Raw genomic sequence first — 1,240 nt, 5'->3', positions numbered from 1 at the left:
CTTTCTGGTTCTGTCATTCGGCGGACGGCCAAGGCATAACCTTCTTCACTCCGTAGAATCTCCCGAGCCTGACTCTGGTACCGCAATCGTTCCAAACTGACGACCACTTCTCGATTTCCTTCGGCTTTCGTACATTGTTCCTTCAGTGGGCAGCCCTCGCAGCTCTGGCTACGGTAATGACGTTTTCGAATTTCATATCCACTCCCCAGTGTTTCCTTGCTTTCTTTGCGGAAATGCAGCGTTTGTCCAGCTGGGCACGTCCATGTATCCTCGGCTTTGTTGTATGTCCAATTCTCAATCTTTCCGACATTCTCTTTCCAAGCTTTACTCTTTTCTTTATGGTAGCTTCCGTATTTCACTACCGCCTGAATCGCTTCCTTTTCCAGATAGGCGTAGTTTTCTTCACTACCGTAGCCTGCATCCGCAATCACCGCCCTAGGAAGTCTCCCCAGGATCTGCCGTGCCTTTTCCATGTGCGGCTGTAAACAGCGGGTATCCGTCGGTCTTTGGTGTAGACTGTACGCCAAAATAAACTGGTTTTCCGTTCCGATCTGTACGTTGTAGCCGGGTTTGAGTTGACCGTTTCGCATATGATCTTCCTTCATCCGCATGAAGGTGGCATCCGGGTCCGTCTTACTGAAGCTGTTTCGGTCCCCGAGCAGGTTTTGGTATTGCTCATAGTTCAGCAGTCTCGGCAACAGATCCTTACGAAGCTTCCGAACCGCTTTTTTCAGTGGCTTGTCCTTGGGCTTCTCCAGCAGTTGCGACTCCAGCGCCTGAGTCATTTGTTCCAGTTTCGCACTGTCAATCTCGGCGGACTGCCGAGTTCGTTCAGGTCCTGGCCACGGTGTTCCTGTTCTTCTCGTTTCTCTGCGGCCTCAATGTCGACAAACAAAGCATGTACCTTTTCTTGGAGTTTGGCCTTATGCTTACTCACCGCTTTGCCCCACACAAAGGTGTAACGATTCGCGTTGGCCTCGATCTTGGTGCCATCCACGAAGTAATGCTCTAGGGAAATGTATTTTTCGTCCGCAAGAAATTGAAGCACGGCGGTAAATACCCTTTCAAGGACGTCCTTCATCCGCTCAGAACGAAAGCGATTGAGCGTGCGAAAATTCGGACGTTGACGTCCAGCCAGCCACATGAAGGGAATGTTTTCTCGGACCGCTTTGGCGATTTGCCGGGAGGAATAGATTCGCTGCGTATAGGCATAGATAATGACTTTGGTCAGCATTTTAGG

1 pseudogene is annotated in these 1,240 nt (G+C 50.3%); it reads right to left on the bottom strand.

The annotated features are described in order from the left end of the window. Positions 1-1,240, bottom strand: a pseudogene (locus tag A3848_RS33590) (IS1182 family transposase); the annotation flags it as partial.

This window comes from Paenibacillus sp. P32E, assembly GCF_001909085.1.
Classification (GTDB): Bacteria; Bacillota; Bacilli; order Paenibacillales; family Paenibacillaceae; genus Paenibacillus_AQ; species Paenibacillus_AQ helianthi.
Note: the sequence above shows the minus strand (reverse complement) of the source record. Positions and strands in the feature narration are given on the sequence as shown.